Source organism: Mangrovimonas cancribranchiae (genome assembly GCF_037126245.1).
In the GTDB taxonomy this organism is placed as follows: domain Bacteria; phylum Bacteroidota; class Bacteroidia; order Flavobacteriales; family Flavobacteriaceae; genus Mangrovimonas; species Mangrovimonas cancribranchiae.
In genome coordinates this window covers 2850895-2876969 of sequence record NZ_CP136925.1, presented here as the reverse complement: position 1 = coordinate 2876969, position 26075 = coordinate 2850895, and the positions used below count along the sequence as shown (strand labels likewise).

The 26075-nt window shown below is 32.2% G+C and carries 27 protein-coding genes; 19 read left to right on the top strand and 8 right to left on the bottom strand.

Annotated features, from left to right (window positions below):
- The first annotated feature begins 1 nt into the window (after position 1).
- The 11 genes from R3L15_RS13330 (at position 2) to R3L15_RS13280 (ending at position 10465) form a co-directional block, all read left to right on the top strand.
- Positions 2–436, top strand: coding sequence for a DUF2061 domain-containing protein (locus R3L15_RS13330; protein ID WP_338732262.1), 435 nt, complete (start codon positions 2–4; stop codon positions 434–436).
- Positions 433–1035, top strand: a complete 603-nt coding sequence (gene cysC, locus R3L15_RS13325; RefSeq protein ID WP_338732261.1) for an adenylyl-sulfate kinase — start codon at positions 433–435, stop codon at positions 1033–1035. Before R3L15_RS13330 ends, cysC begins: the two co-directional genes overlap by 4 nt.
- Positions 1028–1933, top strand: coding sequence for a sulfate adenylyltransferase subunit CysD (cysD, locus tag R3L15_RS13320; protein WP_338732260.1), 906 nt, complete (start codon positions 1028–1030; stop codon positions 1931–1933). The genes cysC and cysD overlap by 8 nt, the downstream gene beginning before the upstream one ends.
- Positions 1934–1997: 64 nt before the next feature.
- Positions 1998–3251, top strand: coding sequence for a sulfate adenylyltransferase subunit CysN (gene cysN, locus R3L15_RS13315; RefSeq protein WP_338732259.1), 1254 nt, complete (start codon positions 1998–2000; stop codon positions 3249–3251).
- Between the two features lie 15 nt (positions 3252–3266).
- A complete protein-coding gene (locus tag R3L15_RS13310; RefSeq protein WP_338732258.1) occupies positions 3267–3815 on the top strand; it encodes a hypothetical protein in 549 nt (182 codons plus the stop codon).
- An 84-nt stretch (positions 3816–3899) separates the two neighbouring features.
- The gene (locus R3L15_RS13305; protein WP_338732257.1) at positions 3900–5219 is read left to right on the top strand and encodes a flippase; all 1320 of its coding nucleotides are present in this window, start codon (positions 3900–3902) and stop codon (positions 5217–5219) included.
- On the top strand, positions 5219–6088 hold the full coding sequence (locus tag R3L15_RS13300; RefSeq protein ID WP_262732440.1) for a sulfotransferase: 870 nt from the start codon (positions 5219–5221) through the stop codon (positions 6086–6088). Before R3L15_RS13305 ends, R3L15_RS13300 begins: the two co-directional genes overlap by 1 nt.
- The gene (locus tag R3L15_RS13295; RefSeq protein ID WP_338732255.1) at positions 6076–7359 is read left to right on the top strand and encodes an O-antigen ligase family protein; all 1284 of its coding nucleotides are present in this window, start codon (positions 6076–6078) and stop codon (positions 7357–7359) included. The genes R3L15_RS13300 and R3L15_RS13295 overlap by 13 nt, the downstream gene beginning before the upstream one ends.
- Entirely contained in the window at positions 7356–8459 is a 1104-nt protein-coding gene (locus tag R3L15_RS13290; protein WP_338732254.1) for a DUF1972 domain-containing protein, read from the top strand. Before R3L15_RS13295 ends, R3L15_RS13290 begins: the two co-directional genes overlap by 4 nt.
- Positions 8443–9669, top strand: a complete 1227-nt coding sequence (locus R3L15_RS13285; protein ID WP_338732252.1) for an O-antigen ligase family protein — start codon at positions 8443–8445, stop codon at positions 9667–9669. The genes R3L15_RS13290 and R3L15_RS13285 overlap by 17 nt, the downstream gene beginning before the upstream one ends.
- Positions 9638–10465 (top strand): sulfotransferase domain-containing protein, encoded by an 828-nt coding sequence (locus tag R3L15_RS13280; protein ID WP_338732250.1) that lies wholly within the window; start codon positions 9638–9640, stop codon positions 10463–10465. The genes R3L15_RS13285 and R3L15_RS13280 overlap by 32 nt, the downstream gene beginning before the upstream one ends.
- A gap of 18 nt (positions 10466–10483) precedes the next feature.
- Here the strand turns inward: R3L15_RS13280 and R3L15_RS13275 are convergent, their stop codons facing one another.
- The 3 genes from R3L15_RS13275 to R3L15_RS13265 are packed head-to-tail and all read right to left on the bottom strand — an operon-like array spanning position 10484 to position 13041.
- On the bottom strand, positions 10484–11158 hold the full coding sequence (locus tag R3L15_RS13275) for an acyltransferase (protein WP_338732247.1): 675 nt from the start codon (positions 11156–11158) through the stop codon (positions 10484–10486).
- Positions 11127–11942, bottom strand: coding sequence for a glycosyltransferase family 2 protein (locus R3L15_RS13270; RefSeq protein ID WP_338732246.1), 816 nt, complete (start codon positions 11940–11942; stop codon positions 11127–11129). The genes R3L15_RS13275 and R3L15_RS13270 overlap by 32 nt, the downstream gene beginning before the upstream one ends.
- Positions 11943–11952: 10 nt before the next feature.
- Positions 11953–13041: a glycosyltransferase family 1 protein gene (locus tag R3L15_RS13265; RefSeq protein WP_338732245.1), complete on the bottom strand. Its 1089-nt coding sequence runs from the start codon at positions 13039–13041 to the stop codon at positions 11953–11955.
- A 216-nt stretch (positions 13042–13257) separates the two neighbouring features.
- Between R3L15_RS13265 and R3L15_RS13260 the strand changes: the two genes are divergently transcribed.
- The 4 genes from R3L15_RS13260 to R3L15_RS13245 all read left to right on the top strand — a co-directional run bounded on the left by R3L15_RS13260 (position 13258) and on the right by R3L15_RS13245 (position 17377).
- The gene (locus tag R3L15_RS13260; RefSeq protein WP_338732244.1) at positions 13258–13632 is read left to right on the top strand and encodes a hypothetical protein; all 375 of its coding nucleotides are present in this window, start codon (positions 13258–13260) and stop codon (positions 13630–13632) included.
- Positions 13633–13716: 84 nt separating this feature from the next.
- Complete coding sequence (locus tag R3L15_RS13255) at positions 13717–15027, top strand: UDP-glucose/GDP-mannose dehydrogenase family protein (RefSeq protein ID WP_338732242.1); 1311 nt, start codon at positions 13717–13719, stop codon at positions 15025–15027.
- The gene (locus R3L15_RS13250; protein WP_338732240.1) at positions 15027–16013 is read left to right on the top strand and encodes a UDP-glucuronic acid decarboxylase family protein; all 987 of its coding nucleotides are present in this window, start codon (positions 15027–15029) and stop codon (positions 16011–16013) included. The genes R3L15_RS13255 and R3L15_RS13250 overlap by 1 nt, the downstream gene beginning before the upstream one ends.
- A gap of 5 nt (positions 16014–16018) precedes the next feature.
- Positions 16019–17377, top strand: coding sequence for an undecaprenyl-phosphate glucose phosphotransferase (locus R3L15_RS13245; protein ID WP_338732239.1), 1359 nt, complete (start codon positions 16019–16021; stop codon positions 17375–17377).
- Here the strand turns inward: R3L15_RS13245 and R3L15_RS13240 are convergent.
- On the bottom strand, positions 17374–18537 hold the full coding sequence (locus R3L15_RS13240; protein WP_338732237.1) for a glycosyltransferase family 4 protein: 1164 nt from the start codon (positions 18535–18537) through the stop codon (positions 17374–17376). The genes R3L15_RS13245 and R3L15_RS13240 overlap by 4 nt on opposite strands.
- An 81-nt stretch (positions 18538–18618) precedes the next feature.
- A complete protein-coding gene (locus tag R3L15_RS13235) occupies positions 18619–19950 on the bottom strand; it encodes a hypothetical protein (protein ID WP_338732235.1) in 1332 nt (443 codons plus the stop codon).
- Between the two features lie 55 nt (positions 19951–20005).
- Between R3L15_RS13235 and purD the strand changes: the two genes are divergently transcribed.
- On the top strand, positions 20006–21277 hold the full coding sequence (gene purD, locus R3L15_RS13230; protein ID WP_338732234.1) for a phosphoribosylamine--glycine ligase: 1272 nt from the start codon (positions 20006–20008) through the stop codon (positions 21275–21277).
- Here the strand turns inward: purD and R3L15_RS13225 are convergent.
- Positions 21272–21499: a DUF6341 family protein gene (locus R3L15_RS13225; RefSeq protein WP_338732233.1), complete on the bottom strand. Its 228-nt coding sequence runs from the start codon at positions 21497–21499 to the stop codon at positions 21272–21274. The genes purD and R3L15_RS13225 overlap by 6 nt on opposite strands.
- 79 nt (positions 21500–21578) lie before the next feature.
- On the opposite strand from R3L15_RS13225, the gene R3L15_RS13220 reads away from it, so the two are divergent.
- Positions 21579–22505 (top strand): DUF6427 family protein, encoded by a 927-nt coding sequence (locus tag R3L15_RS13220; RefSeq protein ID WP_338732232.1) that lies wholly within the window; start codon positions 21579–21581, stop codon positions 22503–22505.
- Here R3L15_RS13220 and upp read toward each other — a convergent pair.
- On the bottom strand, positions 22494–23153 hold the full coding sequence (gene upp / locus R3L15_RS13215) for a uracil phosphoribosyltransferase (RefSeq protein WP_338732230.1): 660 nt from the start codon (positions 23151–23153) through the stop codon (positions 22494–22496). The two genes, R3L15_RS13220 and upp, sit on opposite strands and share 12 nt — an antisense overlap.
- Positions 23154–23256: 103 nt before the next feature.
- Between upp and R3L15_RS13210 the strand changes: the two genes are divergently transcribed.
- Positions 23257–23865 (top strand): DUF4254 domain-containing protein, encoded by a 609-nt coding sequence (locus R3L15_RS13210; RefSeq protein WP_338732228.1) that lies wholly within the window; start codon positions 23257–23259, stop codon positions 23863–23865.
- A 37-nt stretch (positions 23866–23902) separates the two neighbouring features.
- A complete protein-coding gene (locus R3L15_RS13205; protein ID WP_338732226.1) occupies positions 23903–24928 on the top strand; it encodes a glycosyltransferase family 9 protein in 1026 nt (341 codons plus the stop codon).
- Between the two features lie 59 nt (positions 24929–24987).
- On the opposite strand, the gene R3L15_RS13200 is transcribed toward R3L15_RS13205, so the two are convergent.
- Positions 24988–26043, bottom strand: coding sequence for a ferredoxin--NADP reductase (locus tag R3L15_RS13200; RefSeq protein WP_338732225.1), 1056 nt, complete (start codon positions 26041–26043; stop codon positions 24988–24990).
- Positions 26044–26075: the final 32 nt, after the last annotated feature.

The window sequence follows — 26075 nt, the reverse complement described above, 5'->3', positions numbered from 1 at the left end:
TATGGCAGACGTTTCCTATAAACGACATATTGCAAAAACTATTACCTGGCGGATTGTTGGTACTTTAGATACCATTATTCTATCTTGGATAATTACTGGAAATCCACTAGCTGGCTTAAAAATAGGCCTAGCTGAAGTTACCACAAAAACAGTTTTATATTATCTTCATGAACGTGTTTGGTATAAAATAAACCTATCAAAAGATGGTGTTTTACTAGAGAGTAGAAAACGTCATATAGCCAAAACCATAACTTGGCGATTGGTAGGAACAATTGATACGATGACATTGGCTTGGATTATTTCTGGAGACCCTTTGTCTGCACTAAAAATAGGATTTGCAGAGATTATTACAAAAATGGTTTTATATTACCTACATGAGCGTATTTGGTATAAAATAGACTTTGGACTGTCAGAAAGAAAAAACGAAGACGTATGAAAAAAAATATCATCCCACATAGTTATCAAATCTCTGTAAACGATAGGCAAAAACACAATAATCATAAGTCATTTTTAATATGGTTTACGGGTTTGTCTGGATCAGGAAAATCAACAATAGCTAATGTTGTTGAGCAAAAACTGCATCAAAAAGGCATAAAAACATATACACTTGATGGCGATAACATTAGAAAAGGAATTAATAAAGACTTAACCTTTGCTCCAGAAGATAGAACCGAAAATATCCGTAGAATTGCTGAAATAGCTAATTTAATGGTAGATGCTGGCTTAGTCACCCTTGCTGCTTTTGTCTCGCCGTATAAAAAAGACCGTGAGAACATTAGAAGTATTGTTAAAGATGTTAACTTTGTTGAAGTTTATATAAACACCAGTGTTGAAGAATGTGAGCGTCGTGATGTAAAAGGCCTTTACAAAAAAGCACGCGCAGGAGAAATTAAAAACATGACAGGAATTTCGGCGCCTTATGAAGCGCCCGAAAATCCGGATATAGAAATACAAACAGAACACGAATCGGTAGAAGCGGCAGCGCAACGAATCGTAGAATATATAACACCAAAATTGTCGAGTAACGATGAGTAAGTACTATTTAAATTATTTAGATGAATTAGAGAGTGAAGCAATTTTTGTTTTACGTGAAGTTTGGGCACAATTTGAAAACCCAGTGATTTTATTTTCAGGAGGAAAAGACTCCATTTTGGTAACACATTTGGCTAAAAAAGCTTTTTATCCAGCTAAAATACCATTTCCATTAATGCACGTGGACACAGGTCATAACTTTCCTGAAACCATCGAATTTAGAGATAATATCATTAAAGAATTAGGCGCGCAGCTTATTGTTGGTTCTGTGCAAGAATCTATAGACGAAGGTCGTGTTGCCGAAGAAAAAGGAAAAAATGCTACGCGTAACGCCCTTCAAATTACAACACTTCTTGATGCTATTGAGGCCAATAAAATAGATTGTGCGATTGGTGGTGGACGTCGAGACGAAGAAAAAGCAAGGGCTAAAGAGCGTTTCTTTTCTCATAGAGACGATTTTGGACAATGGGATCCTAAAAACCAACGCCCAGAACTGTGGAACATTTTTAATGGAAAGCATTTTGAAGGCGAACACTTTAGAGCATTCCCAATAAGTAACTGGACAGAAATGGATGTGTGGAATTATATTAAACGTGAGAATATCGCTATCCCATCGTTATACTTTGCTCACGAACGTGAAGTAGTTTGGAGACAAGACTCTTGGATTCCAAATTCTGAGTTTTTAGTATTAGAAGATCACGAAGAAATCGTTACAAAAAAGATACGCTTTAGAACGTTAGGAGATATTACGATTACAGGAGGCGTAGAGTCTAATGCAGACACATTAGAGAAGATTGCTGCTGAGGTTGCTGGTATGCGAAATACCGAGCGCGGAAACAGAAGTGACGATAAGCGATCAGAATCTGCTATGGAAGACCGTAAGCGTCAAGGATATTTTTAATCAAATTAAATAAAAAATTAACTGTCATGCCGAATACAATTTGGCAGCTCATATAAAGAATAACATGTTAGACAACAATCAATTATTACGTTTTACAACTGCAGGAAGTGTAGATGATGGAAAAAGTACATTAATAGGGCGTTTGCTATACGATTCTAAATCTATTTTTGAAGACCAACTAGAAGCTATTGAAAACACAAGTAAGAAAAAAGGTCACGAAGGTGTCGATTTAGCATTATTTACAGACGGCTTAAGAGACGAACGCGAGCAAGGTATTACCATTGATGTTGCTTATAGATATTTTACAACGCCAAAGCGTAAATTTATTATTGCTGATACACCAGGACATATTCAATATACGCGTAATATGGTTACTGGAGCGTCAACAGCTAACGTAGCGACCATTCTAATTGATGCACGACATGGCGTAATTGAGCAAACCAAACGTCATGCATTTATAGCGTCGTTATTGCAAATACCACACATTATTGTTTGTGTAAACAAAATGGATTTAGTTGATTTTTCTGAAGAAGTATTTAATAATATTGTGTCAGAGTTTGAAGAAGTGTCTTCAAAAATGCTTGTAAAAGATGTTCGTTTTATACCAATGTCAGCACTGTTAGGCGATAATGTGGTAAACAAATCTGAAAACATGCCTTGGTATCAAGGTGCACCGATGTTACATACTTTAGAGACAATGCATATTAGTAGCGATATTAATAAAGTAGATGCACGTTTTCCGGTACAAACTGTAATAAGACCTCAACGCGACGGTTTTATAGATTATAGAGGTTATGCAGGGCGTGTAGCTAGTGGTATTTTAAGAACAGGTGATGAGGTTACAGTAATGCCTTCTGGGTTTACTTCAAAAGTAAAAAGTATCAACCTTCATGATAAAGAATTAGAAGAAGCTTACGCACCAATGTCTGTTTCCATTACTTTAGAAGATGATATAGACATAAGTCGTGGTGATATGATTGTACGTTCTAATAATAAACCAGAGCCATCTCAAGACATAGAGGTGATGTTATGTTGGTTAAATAATAGTGCAGCTAAACCTAGAGCAAAATACACCATTAAACACACGTCTAACGATCAAAAAGCTATGATTAAAGAAGTCGTTTACAAATACGATATCAATACTTTAGAGCGTAATAGTGACGATACTGATTTAGCAATGAATGATATTGCTAAAGTTAAAATACGTACCACAAAACCATTAATGATTGATGCTTACAGAGAGAATCGTACGACTGGAAGTATTATTTTAGTAGATGATGCAACAAATGAGACCGTTGCTGCAGGGATGATAGTTTAATCTAATAAATGAATTATGAATAAAAGAATATTTACTATTGTAACAGCTCTATTTTTAGTCATCTTTTCTTGTAAAGAAAAGAAAGAGTCGAATAAAGAAGATGTAGGTCCTTCTCAAGAGATTACAAAAGAAAAAAACAGACCTTTTTTTTCTTTTAAGTTAGATGCTGAAATTAAAAGTGATGACAAAATAGTTTTTTACTACTTAACTCCTGAAACCCAACAAATATCTAAAAAGCAGTCGTTAGAAAAAGAAGTTTTAGGCTCAAATGGTAATCAATCAATAAATTTCAATTTACCAGAAGAAATCCTTCCAACGAGAATTTTAGTGAAGTTTGGAGAGAATGGAGATCAAGTCCTAAAAATAAACAAAGTATCTTTAAGCTATGGAGATAATAAAATAGATGTACCTGATAGTTTGTTCTACCAGTTTTTTAAACATAATAAAGCAGCATCATATAATAAAGAGAATAACTCTATTAAAGCAGTTAAAAACGAAAAGCAGAAACCGATGTTTTTTTCTAGAAAGACTTTAGAGGATAAAATTGATCTTAATTTTTTCTAAAAGAAGATACTTTACAGTTAAACCTTTAAAGAAATATGTTTTTTTAGCTAGCTGTATTTTTTTTAGAGTTAACATATAGTTACTATGATAACTAAAATAAAAAACAAAGCTAATAAGCTTCTTACGATATTTGATTTAGAAAAGCTTTTTGTCAATTCTGGAAATGTATTTTTAAGAAGAGTCTTAGGTTTAGTTTTAAGTTTTTTATGGATAATGCTAACCACAAATCTATTTGGAGCTGAAGTCTACGGTTTGGTATCTTTAGGGCAAATGTTTATTAGTTTTGGAGCAATGTTTTTTGGCTTAGGTTTGGAGACAGCAATTGTTAAGTTAGGGTCAACTAATGATCACTATTTTAAAGGAGTACTTCAGTCTAACTTTTTAAAGAAGTCTATTATCTTAACTTTTGTAGCGTCATTAGTCTTTGGTGTTTTACTTTACTTTTTTAAAGATTTAATAGCCATAAAAGTTTTTAATAATCAAAAATTTTCAAACTATTTACTTTTTATAAGTATTTTCTTTTTTATGTTTGTTCTACATAAAACTACAGCTAGTTTTTTGACAGTACAAGAAAAGTTTACAAAATTTGGAAACTATTACTTCTTATTTCCAAACTTGTTAATTTTAATTTGTGTATTAATTGCATATCAATTTCAACTTCCCGGATATTATATAATATTAGGGTTTTTATTCTCTTATGGTATATTTGGGTTAATTCTACTATTTTCCTTTTTTAATATACCATTAAATATAAAAAAGAGTATAGGTTATAAGTCAATTCTAAGTTTATCTACGCCAATGATGATTAGTGCTTCTTTTTTGTTTATTTCAAATTGGACAGATACTTTTATGCTAGGCGCTATGGTAAGTAAGAGTGAGTTAGGTGTTTATAATGTCGCTTTTAAACTAGCGTCTTTAGCTCTTATAATAATTGCTTCCGTTAACACTGTTCTTGCGCCAAAAATATCTAAATTATTTTCAGATAATAATATAGAAGGAATTAAAAGAGAAGTTCAAAAAGCAACAAAATTAATTACATGGGTAGCGTTTCCATTGGTAATGATTTTAATTTTGTTTAGAACAAAAATCTTACTGCTTTTTGGAGATGAGTTTGTAGTAGGGGGCCAAACATTAGTTATCATTTCATTGGGAATGCTTTTTAATGCAATGTCTGGAAGTGTTGGTCAAGTGTTGAATATGACAAATAATCAAAAACAGTTTAGAAACTTTACATTAATTAGTGCATTTATAAATGTTATATTAAATTTTTATTTAATAAAAAGCTTAGGCATTAAAGGCGCTGCGATAGCTAGTTTAATATCTAATGTTTTATTAAACACTTTATGTATTATTTATATTAAAAAAACACTAGGTTTTTTTAGTTTTTTTAAATTTAAATACTAATGAATAAAATTGATTTTTTCTGTATAGGCACACAAAAAGGAGGGACTACAACGCTTCATGACATATTAAGCCAGCATCCAGACTTATGTTTACCAAGTAAAAAAGAAACTCATTTTTTTTCAAATGAAAGTCTTTATGCTAAAGGTAAAGACTATTATATTAATAACTATTTTAAAGAAAGAGACGAATCAAAGTTCATTGGAGAGGTTGACCCAGAGTATTCTTACTTCAAAGACTCTGCTAAGCGTATATATGAGACTTTTGGTCAGACTAAAATTCTATTTATAATTAGAAACCCTATAGATAGAGCATACTCTCATTATCTTATGACTAAAAGAAGAGGATTAGAAAGCTTAACTTTTGAAAAAGCCTTAAGTTTAGAAAAAGATCGTATAAAAACCGATTCAGATGCGATGCATTATAGTTATCTTTCTAGGGGTTATTATTTAAATCAAATATTAGCTTTTGAAAAATATTTCGGTATTGATAATATTAAAATAGTACTTTTTGAAGACTTTATCAAGAATACAGAGAAAAGTATTAACGAGATTTCTGACTTTATAGGGCTTCCAGAGTATTCTTATGATACTAGTAGAATAAGTAACCCTGCATCATCTCCTAGATTTAAAAAAATACAAAAGTTTATATATAAAGATAATGTCCTCAAGAAATTAATAGGAAAGTTTATAAAATCTAGAGATTTTAAAAGAAAAATTATGCAATCTTTAGAGTCACTTAACCTAAAAGAGGGAAAAAAAGATAGATTATCTTTAGAAAGTAAGAAAGAATTTTTTTCAAAGTACTATATTGAAGAAGTTGAAATGCTAGAAAAAAAGCTTGAATTAAACTTATCAATTTGGAAAGAATAACGAGTATTAAAATATCAAAAGATAAACTTTTAGCAGTAATGTTTTTTTTATTACTGTATTTTTTTAATTCAAAAACAGGAGTTGAATTAAAATTTATAGTCTTATTTTTTTTTAGCGCCTACTTTTTTTTAAAAAGATTTAAGGTATATACTGACTTTTTAAATATGATATTACCACTGATAGCTATTTTTATTATAGCTTTATTTAGCTCAGTGTTTTACAATCCTCAATTTTATGATATTATAAAAGACACCTTATATTTAACAAAGCCAATAATAGCTATTTGTTTTGGGTGTTATTTTGTGCAAATGTTCAATAATAAAAGATTTATTTTAAAAGCCTTAGTGCTTATTTGTTTTATTACATCCATTATTCATATCTTAACTATCATAATATTTTTAAAAGGAGAATGGGATACAGCTTTAATTAGATATATTGGAGGGAAGGGTAGTGATTTTGAGGCTTTTATTTTTAGTTTTTTTGTAGTTTTTCTGAGAAAGAAAGAGTTTGATTTGTTTTCTAAAAGATTTAAAAGGTGGTTTATTGTTGTTGTTTTTATTTCAATCACACTATACTTATCTCGAACTACATTTATTGCTTTGGCTATCTTTTTAATATCTTTTTATGGATTTACTCAAATAAATAAAAAACAAGTCATTTACTTAATCGGAGTGTTTGCATTTTTTGTGACATTTATGGTGTCCCTACAGTTTATGGATATTGATCGACAAGCAACAGGAATCGAATCTTTTTTTTATAAACTACAAATGGCTCCTTCAGAGATTTTTGATTCTGAAATAGATACTTCTGACCACAGCCAGCTTTGGGATGGTTGGAGGGCTTACGAAGCCAAAAAAGCATTTGATACGATGGGCAACGAAGGTAGCCTGTTACCTTACATTTCCGGAATGGGTCTAGGAGGATTAGTAGATTTAGGGTTTGAAGCTCCATTAGGAGAATCGGATTTACAATTTATTCCTCATATCCATAATGGCTATGTATATGTGATTTTTAAATCAGGTGTATTAGGTCTTTTATTTTTGTTGTTCTGGTTACATTCATTATATGCAGGTATTTATAAAAGCACACCTGCTTATGAGAGTATAATGTTTAATAGGATAATTTCAGGATTGGGTATGTATCTTACTTTTTCTACGTTAGTAATAACAGGAATTTATAATATGGGTTATACCTTAGCCATTTTATTAGGTTTAATGCTTGGGTTAAAGATTAAAAAGGAAAGTTTACTTTTAAAGAATAAGCATATATGAAAATAGGGATTTTAGGGACAAGAGGGATACCTAATCATCATGGTGGCTTTGAACAGTTTGCGGAGTTTTTTGCTGTTCATGCTCAAACAGAAGGCCATGATGTATTTGTATATAACTCTCATAACCATCCGTATCAAGAAAAAAAATATAAGGACGTTACCTTAATTCATTGTTATGATCCAGAAAACAAAATAGGAACAGTAGGACAGTTTATTTATGACTTAAACTGCATAAAAGATGCAAGAAAAAGAAACTTTGACATTATATTGCAATTAGGGTATACGAGTAGTTCGGTTTGGGGAAGGTTTCTTCCTAAAAAAGCAACAATAGTTACAAATATGGATGGTTTGGAATGGAAAAGAAGCAAATATTCTAAAAAAGTTCAAAAGTTTTTAATGTATGCTGAAAAATGGGCTATTAAAACAAGTGACTATTTAATTTCAGACTCAATAGGAATTCAAGATTATATAAAGACAAAGTATGATGTAACATCTAAATTTATAGCCTACGGTTCTAGTATCTTTTCGCCTTCAAATGAAAAAATTATTGCTAATTATGATTTGATTCCTAATGAATATTTTGTGTTAATAGCAAGAATGGAACCTGAAAACAATATAGAAATGATATTGGATGGTTTTGTGAAAAGCAATTCTAAAAAAACCTTTTGTGTAGTAGGTAATGCCGAAACAACTATTTTTGGAAGATATTTAAAAGAGAAGTTTTCTAAAAACAAAAACATTCGTTTTATAGGAGCTGTATATGATTTAAATTTTTTAAATCATTTAAGGTGTTACTGTCAGTTGTATTTTCATGGCCATTCAGTTGGAGGGACAAACCCATCTTTATTAGAGGCTATGGGTTCTAGAGCTTTAATTGCTGCACATAAAAATGTATTCAACAAAGCTATTTTAGAAGAAGACGCATTCTATTTTAAATCTGTAGATGAGGTATCAAATTTAATGATATCAATTAACAAACAAGATAATCTAATTAAAATAGAGAACAATATTTCTAAAATTAGAGAAAAATATAATTGGCCAATAATAAATGAGCAGTATTTAGACTATTTAATTCAGTGTCGTAATGATCAACATAACTAAATCTTGGGATTCAGGGTTTTTTGGAGTGAGTTTGTTATTGCTTGTTTCTATTCCATTTGGGTATTTTTTTAGTAGCCTAACTTTTGTTATTTGGGCCATATATTCTTTTGTTTGGATTATAAAAGAAAAAAAGTTTAAGCTTAATAAGCTAGCTTTACCTTTGTTGTTTTTTTCTGTTCTCTTTTTTATCTCTTTGTTGTGGTCTCAAGATTTGAGCTCAACATTGCATGGTATTGGCAGGCAACTTCCTTTATTTGTGTTTGCCCTTGTTGGTGTTTTTTTACCTGAGATATCAGAACAAAAATTTCGATTAATGCTTAAAAAATATGCTGTTTTATTATGTGTTTTAGGAGTTATACTGTTCTTAATGGCCATACTAAAGTACCAAAAATACCAATATAGAAATTTCCTATTTTATCATGATTTGGTATCTCCTTTAAATTTAAACGCCATCTATGTTTCATATATTATTTCTTCATTTTTTTTGTTTAAATTAAATACATTAAGAAAAGGCATTAAAGATCTTACTATCGTATCTTTTTTATTTATTTTCTTGGTTTTTTTAAGTTCAAAAACGATACTTTTCACTACTATTTTGACCAGTTTGGGAATTATTTTTTTTAGAATAAAAAGTAAGTTTTTAAAAGCTTTGAGTTTCTTGGTGGTAGTGCTTTTAACTTTAAGCGCTCTTGTTTTTGTTAAGCCACTTCAAAATAGATTTACGAGTGAGTTTGATACTTCGTATATCGAGATTTTCAAAAATGAATCATTTAAAAAAGGACGAGTATATACAGGGCTTGAAGCTAGGCTCCTTCAAATTAGAGTGTTCAAAGAAATTGTTAATAAGCCTTTTGAATATGTATTTGGTGTTGGTCTTGATGCTTCAGAAAAAGAGATAGAAGTAATACATAAACGCCTAAATACACCTGAAGTTTTTCAATCTTATAATTTTCACAATCAATATATACAGGTTTTAACAGAATTAGGCTTAATAGGGTTTATTTTGTTTGCATTAGTTTTGATAATTTTAGTAAAAAAAAGCGCATACTTTAATTTTGTTTTTCCGTTTACCGTTATTACTATAGCTTTGTTTTTTACAGAGTCTGTATTATGGAGGCAAAGAGGAATTATGTTTTTTGGATTAATGTATATTTTAATAATGTCAATAAATAATTGTAATGAAGGCAAGCAACAAATATCAAAAATATAAATATTATATTTTAAAGAAAAAGGAAATCTTTTTACATGGATTACAAAAATCTCAAAAATTAGGAAGAGAAATTGGACCTAAAGTTGTATTAAATTCATTACCTAAGTCAGGAACACACCTTCTAGAGAGTTTGTTTTTCCAATTACCATTAATGAGGCATTGTGGAAAAAGAACACTTAAAATAGAAACACAAAATCCAATAGAGTCTAAACTACCAACTATATCATCATTAAAAAAAGGACAATTTTTGCTGTCTCATATGCAATATCATGATTCTATATTAAAAACAGCAAACAACAATGATGTAAAAATAATTCACCTTGTACGAGACCCAAGAGATGTACTTTTATCTCATTTGAACTACATAGAAAAAATGGATACGACACAAAAGTCTCACAAATTTATTAAGCAATATGATACCAGGTTAGATAAGCTAAAAGCAATGATTGAAGGAAATAAAGACGTATTAGAACCTTTTCCTGAAGTGTTAAATAAGTTTCAAACTTGGAAGGATCAACAAGAAGTTTTGTGTGTAAAATTCGAGCATCTTATTGGACCTAATGGAGGTGGGGACAAACAAAAACAAATAGAGGCTGTAAATAAAATATCTCAATTCATTTCAGTTGAAATTGAAGATAAAGAACTAAATAACATTTGTGACAATATTTTCTCTTCAAAAAGCTCGACGTTTAACAAAGGAAAAATAGGAAATTGGAAAAATGTTTTGAATGATGAAGAAAAAGAGTGGCTTAATACTTCTATTAAGGCTCAAATAAAGAATTATGGCTACGACTAGATAGGCTATAAACACATATTATATTGATTTCAAAACTTTAGCAGGAACACCACCAATAACTACATTTTTTGGGAAAGAGCCTCTTACAACAGAGCCTGCAGCAACAACACAATTGTCGCCAATCTCACAACCATCTAAAAAAGTAGACTTTGCTCCTACCCAAATGTTATTACCAAGTACAATCCCTTCAGAAGTTACACCTTGTTCTCGAATAAGTTTAGAATTATCTGAAAAGTTGTGATTTTCTGAGTGAAAACTTACATAAGGACCCATAATAACATCGTTTCCAATTACAACACCTCCTGAACAACCAAAAAAAGAATATTCACCCACACCACTATTGTTACCTATCTTCAAGCCTAAACCATATTTGGACATATGGCTAGTAACACCTATTGTAGAGTAAGCTCCTATTTTAACTGTATCTCCGAAAACAACACTATTTTTAGCATAGCAATCAATTGAAACATATTTCTCTAGTGTACAATTTGCCCCAAATTTAAAGTTCCTTTTATTTTTTATTTTTACAGCTTTACCAATAAAAATCTTACGTTGAAAAAAGTAAAGACCTCTTACAAGCATTATAAAACGTGATTTAAACACTTGTAGAATAAATTTATCTGATAGATTAGGATCTGGTGTATAATTTTTACCGTTTTTCTCAAGAATTTTTTTTAAAAGACCTTTTAGCATCTTTGAACTTAAAATTAATAATTAATGCTAATTTAGATAAAATTTTACTTATTCCATTTATATGTATATCCACATAAAGGTTTAAGCTTTTTTTTAGCATATGTTGCCTACTGTCCCCATATCCTCCATAGTGAATATAACCACTTATAGGAATGTATTTTAATAAATAACCTAGATCATTTACTCTTTTGCAATAGTCAATATCCTCAGCGTACATAAAGAACCTTTCGTCTAGCCCTTTTAATTTCTTCCAAATATCTATTTTAGTTAATAAAAAAGAACCTTCAATCCAATCGATTGTTTTCGGTGTTTTAGTTTTAAAACGCCCAGTTTTAAAACTCCCTCTTTTTTCAAACAAAAGAGACAACTTTAATAATCTTATTGGGTTAGGATACCTTCCTGCAGAATACCTATATTCTTTTTCACTGCCTAACATTTTCATTCCCACGACCCCAACATTGCTTTCTTTTTCCATCAATTTTATTGCAAGCTTAGGAGACTTTAGTAAAATAGTATCATTGTTTAACAATAGTAAATATTTTCCTTTAGCGTGTTTTGCAGCCGCATTGTTACCTCCAGCAAACCCTAAATTATCATTAGACACAAAAAGCTTTATTTTATTGCCATAATTGTCTTTGAGTAATTGTATAGAATTATCTTTAGAAGCATTGTCCCAAATTATAATCTCATACGAAACATTTTGGCATTGTTTTTCAATAGAATCCAAACAATCAGATAAATATTTTTCTCCGTTATAATTGACAATAATGATAGATAAGTCCATAAACTAATAGTTATAATGATTCTAAAATGGTTAAAACCTGCCGAGCTGCCTTTTCCCAACTAAAGGACTTTGCTCTTAATCTACCTTTTTTTATTAAAGTTTCTTTGAGGTTATCATCTGATAAAATAGTGTTAATCTGTAAAGCAATGTCCTTTTCGTTGTTGGGGTCTATGTACAAACTGGCATCACCACACACCTCAGGCAGAGAAGTAGTGTTTGAAACAACTGTTGGCACGCCATAAGACATAGCTTCTAGTGGAGGTAGACCAAAACCCTCAGCAAAAGAAGGGAAACAAAAAACACAAGCCTTTTTATACAAAAACGAAATGTCTTCTTCAGGAACGAAACCTAACCTATAAACACGGGTTGTTATGTTTAATTGTTTTATAAGCGAATCCCAATCCATGGTTTTATGGTCGTCTTTACCAACAATTACCAAACTAGTGGCATCATCAATGTTAGGCATAGCTTTTAAAAGCGACTGTATGTTTTTTCGAATATTTAATCGACCAAGGTATAAAATATAACTTTTTGGGAGATTATATTTTTTAAATATATCTAAATTATTAGTAGCACTATTAGGCTCTTTAGTTAAGCCTAAACCATGATGAACAACACTTATTTTATCTTTTTTTGAAAACCTATGAGTTGCCATTCTTTCCTTTTCAGAATGAGAAATAGTTATAACGTGATCAGAAAATTTAGACAAATATTTCATTGGCCAAAAATAGATTCTTTCAGAAAGAGAAAAATATTCTGGGAAATCTATGAACAAAGCATCGTGAACATAGTTGACTCTTTTTTTTGCGCCAAATAACGGGGCATAATTTTGATAGAGGCAAACATCTAAACCATACTTGGATGTATAAAAGGGAAGAATGAAAAAATTTGTAAAAGCATTAACCCTGTTTGGCACATATATTAAATAAACATTGCTTTGTTTATACGGAAAAACAAGATTCTTGTCTTTTTTATCTAAAAAAATGTAATAATCATTAGAGAAATCTGCTTCAATAAGCTTATTAACAAGATTTTCTACAACAACTTTGCCACTTGGGTGACCATTAAAATACCATTTGGCGTCTATTCCAATTTTCATTGATTTCAATCAAATTAATTTAACATCTAAATTAACAATATTAATCGTATACGATAAACAATAAGCATCTTTAATTTATATTTTGATTATTTTTATCAAATGAGAAAATTTTTGAATATTTATCTGGTTTTGTGCTTTCTCCCACTTGTTACTACATCCTGTTATGAATGTTGTAATGGAAAGGAGTATAAATTCAGAGTTAGGATTGAAACGCAAATGAATCAAAACAACAAAACAGAGTTAATTTACAGAACCAAAAACCAAATAAGAGATACAGTAAAAGGCGTTTTAGAAGGGCGGTTTATCGAATTTTGCCTTGAACAAGAACCTATTGACATGCAAATTGACCTAGGCGAGAACATTATTGATAATACCTTAACAATTAAAAGTATGTTGCTTGAAAACTCAGAAAACCAAATGTTCATTGAAAATCGTGATTTTTACTTATATTTTAAAAACAACAAAAAACTTATATACAACTCCAAAGAAAGTAACTATACGCTAGTTAAACTAAACAACAAAAGCATTACCCCCTTGTTGATTTCTCGCAGCAGTATGAAAGCTAGACTTAAAAAAAGGCTAAAGCCATAACGGGTTTCATATAAATTTATTAAGCTTTCAAACATTATATCATATTAAATATTCCCTACTTTTGCTACAATTAAAACAAAATAAATGAACATATCAGTAATAGGAACAGGCTATGTAGGCTTGGTAACAGGAACTTGTTTAGCAGAAACAGGAAACGATGTCCTTTGTATAGATATCAATGAAGATAAAGTTAAACAAATGCAAAACGGAGTGGTGCCTATTTACGAACCACACCTAGATGTACTATTTGACCGAAATATTAAAGCAAATCGCTTGAAGTTTTCAACTTCCTTACAAGAAGGTGTTAACCATGGCGATATTATCTTTTTAGCGTTACCAACACCTGAAGATGAAGACGGTTCTGCCGATTTATCGTATGTTTTAGGAGCCGCTAAAGACATCGGTCAATTAATAAACGACTACAAAGTTATTGTAGACAAAAGTACCGTGCCAGTAGGAACAGCCAATAAGGTGACCGAAGTCATCTCTAAAGAAACCAATGTCGATTTTGATGTGGTATCCAACCCAGAATTTTTAAGAGAAGGTTTCGCAGTAGATGATTTTTTAAAACCAGAACGCATTGTTATTGGATTAAGCTCTGAAAGAGCAACAGCTTTAATGCAAAAGCTTTACAAACCTTTTGTAAGATCAGGTAACCCTATTATTGTTATGGACGAGAAATCGGCTGAGCTTACAAAATATGCTGCAAACTCCTTTTTAGCAACCAAGATTACCTTTATGAACGAAATTGCTAACTTTTGCGAAAAAGTTGGTGCAGATGTTGATAAGGTAAGACGCGGTATGGGAACCGACTCTCGTATTGGCAAACGCTTCCTTTTTCCAGGTATTGGTTATGGTGGGTCGTGTTTTCCAAAAGATGTTAAAGCATTACATAAATCAGGAAAAGACAACGATTACAACTTTCAAATTCTGGATTCGGTAATTCAAATCAACAATAAGCAAAAAACCATTTTATTACCAAGAATCGAATCTTATTTTAATGGTGATTTAAAAGGAAAAACCTTTGCTATTTGGGGCTTAGCCTTTAAACCAGAAACCGATGATATTAGAGAAGCACCATCTATTTATATTATGGAGCATTTGCTAAAAAAAGGTGCAAAATTGCAGGTTTTCGATCCTGAAGCCATGCCAAATATTAAAAAGCGATTTGGAAACACCTTACAATATATAGATAATATGTACGCAGCTACTAAACAGGCGGATGCTTTGATTATCTGTACAGAATGGAGTATCTTTAGAACACCAGATTTTAATAAACTGAAAGAAAATATGAACAAACCTATTATCTTTGATGGCAGAAATCTGTATGATTTAGAAGATATTAAAAACCAAGGATTCTATTACAGCTCCATTGGTAGAAAAATTATAGGTTAATGAAAAGAGTTTTAATTACTGGCGCAGCTGGTTTTTTAGGATCGCATTTATGCGACCGCTTTATCAAAGAAGGTTTCCATGTAATTGGTATGGATAACCTAATTACAGGCGATTTAAAAAACATAGAACATTTATTCAAATTAGAACATTTTGAGTTTTATCATCATGATGTTTCTAAGTTTGTCCATGTTTCTGGTAAGTTAGATTATATATTACACTTTGCATCGCCTGCTAGCCCTATAGATTATTTAAAAATTCCTATACAAACCTTAAAAGTAGGCTCTTTAGGAACCCACAACCTTTTAGGTTTAGCTAAAGCTAAAAAAGCAAGAATACTTATTGCTTCAACTTCTGAAGTATATGGAGACCCTTTAGTGCATCCACAAACCGAAGACTATTATGGTAATGTTAATACTATAGGGCCAAGAGGGGTTTATGATGAAGCGAAGCGTTTTCAAGAGTCTATTACTATGGCTTATCATAGGTTTCATGGTTTGGAAACTAGAATTGTACGTATTTTTAATACCTATGGTCCAAGAATGCGATTAAACGACGGTCGTGTTATACCTGCTTTTATGGGGCAAGCACTTCGTGGCGAGGATTTAACTGTTTTTGGCGATGGTTCTCAAACACGATCTTTTTGTTATGTCGATGATCAAGTAGAAGGCATTTATAGACTATTGTTTAGCGATTATGCATCACCTGTTAATATTGGTAACCCTAACGAAATTTCAATTAAAGATTTTGCCGAAGAGATTATTAAATTAACTGGAACAGATCAAAAAATTATATACAAAGAGTTGCCCAAAGATGATCCTATGCAACGTCAACCCAATATAGATTTAGCCAAAAACCTATTGGGTTGGGAGCCACAAGTTCAGCGTCAAGAGGGCATGAAAAAAACGTTTGATTATTTTAAAGAGCTAAACGAAGAAGAATTGTTTAGAAGCGAACACAAAGACTTTACCAAACATATTATTAAGTAGTCTATATGCCAGGATTAAAACACGGAAGGTACTCAGGATATATAAGACCTATATCATACTTAATAGATTTAAGTATTATTCATGGTTTGGGGTTATTGTATTTTTTTAAAGAAATAAACCCTTTGTTGTTTATTTTGTTTTTTTCTTTAGCATGGATTGTTCTTTCTTTTCCCTCTAAATTTTATGAAGTTTATCGTTACACGAGAGAGGTTACCATATTATCTTTAATTATTAGGCAGCTTGTGTTATTCACCTTAATTGTGTTTGCTTTTTCTGGGTTATTTACCGATTTAGAGATTAAACCCAATATGGTTTTTAAATATGTCTTTGCTTCATTTTTATTAATAACAATTTTTAAATTCACATTATATTATTTACTCCAAAAGTATCGAACAGCTTTTGGTGGTAATTATAGACGTACAGTAATTTTTGGAGAGAATAAAAAAACGTTGGCACTACAAGATTTTTTTAATAAAAACCCTGAATATGGGTATGTGCATAAAAAAACCTTTAGTTTTAGCGATAAAAAAAATGTCGATTTAAGCGGTTATTTTAATTATATTAAAGAGGAAGATATCGATGAAATTTATTGCTCTATTTCAGAATTGTCAAACTCCCAAATAAGCGAAGTTGTTGATTTTGCAGATAATAACTTGAAAATTCTTAAGTTTTTACCTGATAATAAAGAGATTTATTCTAAAAAACTTAAGTATGAATATTACGATTATATTCCAATATTGTCTTTAAGGAATATACCACTAGAGGATTCTATCAATTTGGTTATTAAACGAGGCTTTGATATTCTATTTTCTAGTATGGTTATTATTTTTATTCTATCGTGGTTAACACCGATAATAGCTATTTTAATTAAATTAGAATCTAAAGGCCCTGTGTTTTTTAAGCAATCTCGTAATGGGTTTAATTATAAGGAGTTCGATTGCTATAAATTTCGATCAATGACACCTAATAAAGATGCTCATTTACACCAAGCTACTAGAGGGGATCAACGTGTTACTAAGGTTGGTCGTTTTATTAGAAAAACTAGTATTGATGAATTACCACAATTTTTTAATGTGTTGTTTGGCGACATGTCGGTTGTTGGGCCAAGACCTCATATGGTAAGTCATACAAATATGTATGCCAAGAAAATAGATAAGTTTATGGTGCGCCATTTTGTTAAACCAGGTATTACAGGCTTAGCACAGATAAGTGGTTTTCGAGGAGAGGTTGAAACTGAAAAAGACATAATAGGTCGTGTAAAGTTTGATATTTTTTACATAGAAAACTGGTCAATTTTCCTTGATTTAAAAATTATTTACAAAACCTTTATAAACGCGATTAAAGGAGAAGAAAAAGCTTATTAAAGAGCTTTGGAGAGCTTTTTAAGCTGCTGTTTAAAATCAAAATGTGTTAATGCCTGTTTTTGGATATCACTTTTAACGTTTGAGTTTATTTGCGATAAGGATATTGAATTAATAACACGATTTAAATGGTTGTAATTACCAGATTCTGCAATCCAGCCTAAAGCATATTTTTTAATAACAGTTTCACCTTCGCCGCCACCAAAATAAATCATAGGTAAGCCAAGTCTCGCATACTCGAATATTTTTGAAGGCACAGAACCATAAATTCTATTTAATAGAGGAATAATAGTGAGATCATATGTCTTTAAAGCCACATGAAGCTCTTCACGAGAAACGCCACCGTGATAAAAAATAGATAACTCCTTATGCTTTGAAATATAAGCTTCAATCTTTTGTTGTTCAGCACCCATACCGTAAATATGGAATTCAATGTTAGTATAATCTAGTTTCTGACACAGTTTATATATGCCTTGAGCGTGACCCAATAAGCCAGCATATACTATTTTTATTTTCCCTTTTGATACGTGTTTTTTATCAATTTTAGGTGGTTCAAAATCGGGATAATTTCTATATAAAATGGTTTCCTTTTTGGCCTGAATAGATGTTATATGTGATAAAATCTCATTGCTTTGACCTAAAATTAAATCAGCTTTTTTGTAGTTATAATGTTCGATTTTCTCTAGAATATGATAGCTCAAATTCTTTTTAAAAGTTCCTAATTCCAAACCAGCTATAGGCCATAAATCACTTACATTTAATATAAGTTTATGTTTGCTTTTTCTTAAAAACAACATACAAGTAAAAGCCACTAAAAGCGGTGGTGATTGTATAATGATTTTATGCGGAAGTTTATTAAAAAGAAAAAACCACACTAGACTAAAACTATAAGAAAGCATGGCTATAAGACGTTTTATTTTATTTTTAGAATTACTTGCATATATCCAAAGTCTATGAATGGTGATATTATTTTCTATAGAAGTGTGTTTAAACCGTCCTTTAAACGGTTTAAACACTTTGCCAGTAGGATAGTTAGGCAACGGTGTAATTACTGTAACATTATAGCCTTGTTTTGTTAAACCATGAGCCATATGAGCTATACGGTTTGATGCAGCACCTGTTTCTGGTGGAAAATAACTGGTTAAAATACAGATGGTTTTCATTTATAATATCACACTATTTTTTAAGCACATTAGAAACTGTTTTTCTAAAATTTGGTCGAGCTCCAGCAACTATAGTAATGTTTATGATTTATTTAAATTAGATTCAATAATTTGAGGTTTACCAGATTTGGTTGGAGCAATATAAGGGACTTTTTCAAAATAGATATTTAAACATTGTTGGGTTAATGTATTTAGTTTTGTTTTAATCTCATCTAAACAAGCTTCATTAAAATTGGAGTCGGCGATATATTGAATTGTAATAGACTCTAAACTATTTTGAATAACCTTATACTGTTTAATCTCTTGATAATATTCCAAAACACCTGTAAAACTATGTATATTAAGGGTGATGTTTTTTGTGGTTTTTATAATATCGGTTTCCCGACCGACAACCTTTTGTAATAACGGATAGTTTAGTTTTCGGTTTTTTGGATAATGCTCTTTAGGTAATTTAATGGCTAAATCTCCAAGTTTGTATCGTATTAAAGGCATTGCTTTGTTAGTTAAGCAAGTCACCAAAACATGTCCCATTTCACCATCTTTTACAGGGGTTCCGTTATCATCAACAACTTCTAAAACAACATGAGGCGACATAATGTAGTAATGCTCTAAATCATATTTACAGGCCATAAGCAAACCTTCGGCACAACCATAAGTGTCTATTATAGTAACCGAGTCACCAAAAGCTTGCTTAATATTGGTTGTATAATGATTAAATAATTTATCGCCAAAACAAATAATACCAGAAACATTAGGCGTTAATTTAAGATTGTTTTCAACCATTGCCAATTGATTAATAACCGAAGGATAACCAGCAATGTAAATGCCTTTTTTTTTGCTAATGTTTTTTAGGATGTGTCTCAAAGTTGTTTCAGATATTCCAAAGGCCTTGTTGTAGTAACATCTATAAAAAAAGTCTTTTAATTTTTTAAGCAATGGGCGTTTTTGTGAAATACCAAACTGTAGTAAATAATCTCCAAAATTATAACCACTCCAACGCCACCAGTGTGTTTGTAAGGCTCTTAAATAAAAGGTGTGTTCTTGGGTCATATAAGTAAACGATTGTATACCTGTACTACCGCTACTATGATGTTTGTCTAACGATGTAATATCAAAATCACTTGAAACCAAATCATTTTTATGACTCCTTAAAATATCTTTTGTTAAAATAGGAAAGTCTGCAAGCGAGGAATACGATAATGATTTATAATAAGGCACCGTTTTCGCGGCATGGCTTAAAATGCTGTCAAGATTTTTCTTTTGAATGTGTTCCAATTCATCTTCCGACATGGCATCATAATCATCCCACTGCGTCAAAAAATTAAGATAATGACCACCATAAAACACATTGCCAATAGGCAAAATCATGTATTTAAGAAGCAATTTGTAAATAGCCATCGTATCTTTTTTCAAATCTAATTATTTTTTAAGCGTAAAAGCAATTATTTTTGCGGCAAACAACACAACTATGACAATTCTTATTTTAGGTTCTGGAGGAAGAGAACATACATTTGCTTGGAAAACGGCCCAAAGCTCAAAATGTACTAAGCTTTATGTCGCACCAGGAAATTCAGGTACTGCCGCAATTGCAGAAAATGTAAACATTGGTGTAACCGATTTTAAAGCGATTAAACAACTGGTTCTCGATAAGAACATCGATATGGTTGTTGTTGGTCCAGAAGACCCATTGGTGCAAGGTATTCACGATATGTTTTTAAATGATGACGCGCTAAAACACGTTGCTGTAATTGGTCCACAAAAAGCCGCTGCAGAATTAGAAGGAAGTAAGGAGTTTGCCAAGGAATTTATGAGTCGTCATAATATACCAACGGCGGCATACCAAAGCTTTAATAAGGAGACTGTAGAAGAAGGTTATCAATTTTTAGAAACTTTAAATCCTCCTTATGTATTAAAAGCCGATGGATTAGCAGCAGGAAAAGGCGTTTTAATTATAAACGATTTGGAAGACGCCAAAGCCGAACTTAAAAATATGCTTGTTGATGCGAAGTTTGGAAACGCAAGTTCTAAAGTTGTTATAGAAGAATTTTTAGATGGTATTGAGTTGAGTTGTTTTGTGTTAACCGATGGGAAGAATTATAAAGTACTGCCAACAGCCAAAGATTACAAACGTATTGGCGAAGGCGACACAGGCCTAAATACTGGTGGCATGGGAGCCGTTTCCCCAGTGCCGTTTGCAACTAAAGACTTTCTTAATAAAATTGAAGAACGCATAGTAAAACCAACGGTTTTAGGACTTCAAAAAGACAACTTACCTTATAAAGGGTTTATTTTTATTGGTTTAATAAAAGTAGGAGACGATCCAAAAGTTATAGAATATAATGTAAGAATGGGCGACCCAGAAACCGAAGTGGTCTTACCAAGATTAAAAAATGATTTAGTCGATATTTTTGAAGCTATTTCTAATCAAACATTAAATACAATTAATGTTGAGATTGACGACCGTGCTGCAACTACGGTTATGATGGTTTCAGGCGGCTATCCAGAAGCTTACGAAAAAGGTAAAGAAATCACCGGATTAGAAGATATAGAAAGTTCTATACCATTTCATGCTGGAGCTGTAGTAAAAGATGGAAAAATTGTAACTTCTGGTGGACGTGTTTTAGCTATGACTAGTTATGGTAAAACTTACAAAGAAGCACTAAAAAAATCTTATCAAAATATAGAAAAACTACATTTTGATAAGATGTATTATCGTAAAGATATTGGTTTCGACTTATAAGTATTTATGCGCTGTAATACTTTTATTTTCTTCGTTGTTGTCGTTGAATTTTTTCAACTGACCCATCCAATAAATAAAAGCTACAAAACCAACTGCCATAAAAATCCAGTTAAGGCCATTAGCGGCAAACCAATTGTCTAGTTCTAATGCTCTTAAAGCGTCAAGTGGTGTAAATAATACATTTACAAAAAGGTCTTGAATAGCGTAGAAAAAATCTTTCATTGTATATAATTTAAGGTGCTCTTTACGAGCTTAAAGGGTTTATCTATATATTTACAGAGCAAATATACGAACAATATCAATGATTTCAAGTTTTTTTAGCAAAGCAAAGCCCATTCATTTTTTGGTAGTTAGCCTAATGCTATTGGTGGCTTTTATATGGGCTAAAACAACGTTAGTTACGGTTGAGCTAAATACCGTTTCAATTTTAAAACAAATGGGGTTGTTTGGGGTGTGTTTGTTTTCGGTATTTGTGTTCGATTTTGTAACAGGAAAAAACAATCTTACCAAGAAAAACAGCTATCGTATTCTGTTTTTTACATTGTTTTTAATAATGATTCCGCAATCATTTTTAAACTCTAAAATTCTTATAGCAAATCTTTTTGTGTTACTTGCTATGCGACGTATTATAAGTCTACGATCTAAAAAAGAGTTAAAGAAAAAACTCTTTGATGCCGCGTTTTGGATAAGCTTGGCGACTTTACTGTACTTTTGGTCTTGCTTGTTTTTTGTGTTGATTTTTGCTGCACTTTTACTTTTTAAAATTGTAGATGTAAAAAACTGGGTTATTCCTTTTTTGGGTATCTTAACCGTCGCCATTATTGCGGTGTGTATTCAAATTGTTTTAGGAAATGATTTAAACTCTTATTTCAAACAGTTTAATTACAGCATAAGTCTTGACTTTACTAACCTAAACTCTAGGCAAATTATTATTTCAACAACCATTATTCTATCCTATTTTATTTGGTCGTTATTCTATTACCTAAAAAATTTAAAAGCAAAATCTAAAAGTTACAAACCTTCTTATATATTGGTGTTAATTGCTGTATTAATAGCAGCGGGAATTTTAGTGATTGCACCCGAAAAGTCTGGTGCTGAATTCATTTTTTTGTTTGCACCATTATCCATTATTCTAACAAATTATATTGAAATAGCTTCGGAAAAATGGTTTAAAGAAGTTCTTCTTTGGCTATTAATTTTAACACCTTTGGCTAGTTTAGTGCTGTAATTTTTGCCCAAAAGCTAAATCGCCAGCATCACCTAAACCTGGAACAATATAGCCTTTTTCATTTAATGCTTCATCAACTGTGGCAATCCATAAATGGGTATTGGTATCAAAATGTTTTGAGACAAAATCAACCCCTTCTTGAGCTCCAATAACGCTAACCAAATGAATATTTTTAGGTGTGCCAAAAGGTTTTAAAGCCTCGAAAGTAGAAACCATAGATTGGCCGGTGGCCAACATGGGGTCGGCTAGAATTAAGGTTTTGTTGTTCAAGTCTGGGCAAGCCAAATACTCTACAATAATCTCAAAACTTTCAGGATTGTCTTTATGATGCCTATAGGCTGAAATAAACGCATTTTCAGCATTGTCAAAATAATTTAACAACCCATTATGAAGCGGGACTCCAGCACGCAAAATGGAACACAACACAATATCATCACTAATAAGATTAGAGTTTGCAGAGCCTAAAGGAGTCGTGATTTCCTTGTTTGAAAAGTTAAGAGACTTGCTTAATTCATACCCTAAAATTTCGCCAGTACGTTCTATGTTTCGTCGAAAGCGCATCGTGTCTTTTTGGATATTTACATCGCGCATTTCGGCAATAAATGTGTTTAAAATAGAATTGGTTTCGGCAAGGTTATGTAGGTGCATATGTAATATATTTATTTAGCAAACAGTTTTGTAATATTCAAATCTCGATTATCGAGTAAAGTTAAGAAATACACCTATATTTGTACTTCAAAATTAAAAAGATATGTTTTCAGACAAAGCCAATCGCATTTTTCAAGAGGCTATAAACACGTACAAAATCAAAAATACCGTAGAGCAACCTTTCCATAATAAATATGACAAAAACGAGGATTTAATCGCACATTTGTTATACAGAAAATGTTGGATAGACACAGTACAATGGGCTTACGAAGATATTATTAGAGACCCAAATATCGACCCCGTTGATGCCTTGGCTCTGAAACGAAAAATTGATGCTTCTAATCAAGATAGAACCGATACGGTAGAGTTTATTGATAGTTATTTTTTAGATAAATATAAAGACGTTACCGTAAAGCCAGATGCTAAAATAAATTCCGAAAGCCCAGCTTGGGCCATCGATAGATTATCTATTTTAGCCTTGAAAATTTATCATATGAATGTGGAGGCAACTCGTGAAGATGCTTCTCAAGACCATCGAGACGCTTGCCAGAAAAAATTAGACGTGTTGCTTGAACAACGCGTAGATTTATCGACTGCTATCGACGATTTGCTTAACGATATTGCCAATGGCGATAAGTATATGAAAGTGTACAAGCAAATGAAAATGTACAACGACGACGAGCTTAACCCAGTACTTCGTGCTAGAAAGTAAAAACGCCCTGCAGAAGCAGGATCTCTTTAAGGAATAGATGTTAAAGCCCAGTCACATAATTGTTATTCGTCTTTCCGCAATGGGTGACGTAGCGATGACAGTTCCTGTGTTGAGAGCTTTTACTAAACAATACCCTAATATAAAAGTAACCGTGCTTACGCGCGGTTTTTTTGCGCCTTTTTTTGAAGACATTCCTAATGTTACGGTTTATATCGCTGATGTAAAAGGAAAACATAAAGGTGTTTTAGGTCTTTGGAAACTATCCAAAGCACTTAAAACCCTACAAATTGACGCCATTGCAGATTTGCATAATGTCTTACGATCAAAAATCTTAAAAACGTTTCTATTCGGAATAAAAACCACTCAAATAGATAAAGGTCGCGCCGAGAAGAAAGCCTTGGTTTTAGGGGAAAGTTTTCAGCAACTTAAAACAACCTATCAGCGGTATGCCGATGTATTTAAAAACTTAGGGTTTCCTGTTGATTTATCAAATCCAGAATTTCCAGAACGCAGGCAACTTTCTGAAGCTTCCAAAAAATTGCTCGGACAAGATCATTTACAATGGATTGGCGTGGCGCCATTTGCGGCTCACGAGAGTAAAATGTATCCGTTGGGAATGATGCAACAAGTCGTTAAAACACTTTCAAAAACGTATAAAGTCATTCTTTTTGGTAGCCAAGCCGAAGCCGAAATTTTAGAGTCTTGGTGCGATAATAAAAATCTAGTTAACCTTGCCGGTCGATTACTGTTCAAAGAAGAATTAGATGTGATTTCCAATCTTGATGTGATGCTCTCTATGGATTCGGGTAACGCACATTTAGCAGCTATGTTAGGTATAAAAACGGTTACCATTTGGGGCGTGACGCATCCGTATGCTGGTTTTGCACCATTTAACCAACCAGAAGATTATTGTTTACTAGCCGATAGGAACCAATATCCAAAAATACCAACCTCGGTTTATGGTGATAAACTTCCTGAAGGTTATGAAAATGCAGCCGGAAGTATTCCAGTTGAAAGGGTTGTAGATAAAGTACAGGTTGTCATTTCAAGTGAAGCGAGATAGACTCATCGACTTTTCGATTTCAGTGTCTCTTTTTAAGAGATTCCTGCTTTTCAGGAATTCTAAATATCATCATAATCTACGATAATCTTAGGTGTTTTTGGGTGTGATTGACAGGTTAGTACCAAGCCTTCAGCAACCTCATTATCGGTTAAAATATTGTTCTGGCGCATATCTACTTCACCTTCTTTAAGTCGTGCCAAACAACTACTACAAATGCCGCCTTGGCAAGAATATGGTGCATCGAGATCTTCGGCTAACGCTGCTTCCAAAACCGATTTTTTGTTGTCCATCACAAAGGTGGTTTCCTCATCATCTAAAATAACCGTGACTTGGGTTTGCCCTTCAGAAATATCAGTTCCGTTAGAAGGCTCTGGAGTTGAGGCTTGGAACAGTTCAAACTTAATCTTGTCCTTGGCAATACCACTTTCTGTTAGGACGTCGCTTACTGTGGTAATCATACCTTCTGGACCACATAAATAGTAGGCGTCAACATCAGCGTCTTTTATATGTCTCTTTATGCTGAAATTGATAGAGCTTTTTTCAATACGTCCAAAAAGTGCATCGTCTTCTTGCGTTTGACTAAACACCAATTGCAAGGAAAACCGATCACTGTATTGCGATTGCAATGCGATTAATTCTTGCAAGAAAATGGCTTCTTCGGGGGTTTTGTTGCCATAAACTAAAACCGCTTTGCTATTAGGCTCTTCAGTTAAAAGGGTTTTTATAATGCCAATAACAGGTGTAATTCCGCTACCGGCAGCAAAAGCCATAATGGTTCTGTTGGCCGATGTATCAGGCTCAAACGTAAAACGACCATTTGGTGGCGCAACATCTAGCGTATCGCCTTCTTGTAATTGTGTATTGGCATATTGCGAAAACGTCCCATTTTCAACAGCTTTTACGGCTACTTTTAGGTCGCCACTTTGCGGTGTTGAACAAATGGAATAATCACGGCGGATTTCTTCACCGTTTAAAGTGGTTTTTAAGGTAATGTATTGTCCCGCTTTAAATAGAAATTCAGATTTTAATTCGTCGGGAACTTCAAAAGCAATACTTACTGCTTTAGAAGTTTCTCTAATAATATGTTTTATAGTGAGTTTATGAAACGTTGCCATAGAATAAATTTTTGGCAAAAATAAGGAAGCGT

What these genes read in the sequence shown, in the direction of transcription:
- R3L15_RS13205 (WP_338732226.1), top strand. Translation starts at nt 23,903, where the DNA reads ATGTTAAAGCCCAGTCACATAATTGTTATTCGTCTTTCCGCAATGGGT.
- R3L15_RS13220 (WP_338732232.1), top strand. Translation starts at nt 21,579, where the DNA reads ATGATTTCAAGTTTTTTTAGCAAAGCAAAGCCCATTCATTTTTTGGTA.
- R3L15_RS13290 (WP_338732254.1), top strand. Translation starts at nt 7,356, where the DNA reads ATGAAAATAGGGATTTTAGGGACAAGAGGGATACCTAATCATCATGGT.
- R3L15_RS13305 (WP_338732257.1), top strand. Translation starts at nt 3,900, where the DNA reads ATGATAACTAAAATAAAAAACAAAGCTAATAAGCTTCTTACGATATTT.
- cysD (WP_338732260.1), top strand. Translation starts at nt 1,028, where the DNA reads ATGAGTAAGTACTATTTAAATTATTTAGATGAATTAGAGAGTGAAGCA.
- upp (WP_338732230.1), bottom strand. Translation starts at nt 23,153, where the DNA reads ATGCACCTACATAACCTTGCCGAAACCAATTCTATTTTAAACACATTT.
- R3L15_RS13240 (WP_338732237.1), bottom strand. Translation starts at nt 18,537, where the DNA reads ATGAAAACCATCTGTATTTTAACCAGTTATTTTCCACCAGAAACAGGT.
- R3L15_RS13280 (WP_338732250.1), top strand. Translation starts at nt 9,638, where the DNA reads ATGAAGGCAAGCAACAAATATCAAAAATATAAATATTATATTTTAAAG.
- R3L15_RS13245 (WP_338732239.1), top strand. Translation starts at nt 16,019, where the DNA reads ATGCCAGGATTAAAACACGGAAGGTACTCAGGATATATAAGACCTATA.
- R3L15_RS13210 (WP_338732228.1), top strand. Translation starts at nt 23,257, where the DNA reads ATGTTTTCAGACAAAGCCAATCGCATTTTTCAAGAGGCTATAAACACG.
- purD (WP_338732234.1), top strand. Translation starts at nt 20,006, where the DNA reads ATGACAATTCTTATTTTAGGTTCTGGAGGAAGAGAACATACATTTGCT.
- R3L15_RS13300 (WP_262732440.1), top strand. Translation starts at nt 5,219, where the DNA reads ATGAATAAAATTGATTTTTTCTGTATAGGCACACAAAAAGGAGGGACT.
- R3L15_RS13225 (WP_338732233.1), bottom strand. Translation starts at nt 21,499, where the DNA reads ATGAAAGATTTTTTCTACGCTATTCAAGACCTTTTTGTAAATGTATTA.
- R3L15_RS13265 (WP_338732245.1), bottom strand. Translation starts at nt 13,041, where the DNA reads ATGAAAATTGGAATAGACGCCAAATGGTATTTTAATGGTCACCCAAGT.
- cysC (WP_338732261.1), top strand. Translation starts at nt 433, where the DNA reads ATGAAAAAAAATATCATCCCACATAGTTATCAAATCTCTGTAAACGAT.
- R3L15_RS13275 (WP_338732247.1), bottom strand. Translation starts at nt 11,158, where the DNA reads ATGCTAAAAGGTCTTTTAAAAAAAATTCTTGAGAAAAACGGTAAAAAT.
- R3L15_RS13330 (WP_338732262.1), top strand. Translation starts at nt 2, where the DNA reads ATGGCAGACGTTTCCTATAAACGACATATTGCAAAAACTATTACCTGG.
- R3L15_RS13285 (WP_338732252.1), top strand. Translation starts at nt 8,443, where the DNA reads ATGATCAACATAACTAAATCTTGGGATTCAGGGTTTTTTGGAGTGAGT.
- cysN (WP_338732259.1), top strand. Translation starts at nt 1,998, where the DNA reads ATGTTAGACAACAATCAATTATTACGTTTTACAACTGCAGGAAGTGTA.
- R3L15_RS13310 (WP_338732258.1), top strand. Translation starts at nt 3,267, where the DNA reads ATGAATAAAAGAATATTTACTATTGTAACAGCTCTATTTTTAGTCATC.
- R3L15_RS13250 (WP_338732240.1), top strand. Translation starts at nt 15,027, where the DNA reads ATGAAAAGAGTTTTAATTACTGGCGCAGCTGGTTTTTTAGGATCGCAT.
- R3L15_RS13270 (WP_338732246.1), bottom strand. Translation starts at nt 11,942, where the DNA reads ATGGACTTATCTATCATTATTGTCAATTATAACGGAGAAAAATATTTA.
- R3L15_RS13200 (WP_338732225.1), bottom strand. Translation starts at nt 26,043, where the DNA reads ATGGCAACGTTTCATAAACTCACTATAAAACATATTATTAGAGAAACT.
- R3L15_RS13260 (WP_338732244.1), top strand. Translation starts at nt 13,258, where the DNA reads ATGAATCAAAACAACAAAACAGAGTTAATTTACAGAACCAAAAACCAA.
- R3L15_RS13255 (WP_338732242.1), top strand. Translation starts at nt 13,717, where the DNA reads ATGAACATATCAGTAATAGGAACAGGCTATGTAGGCTTGGTAACAGGA.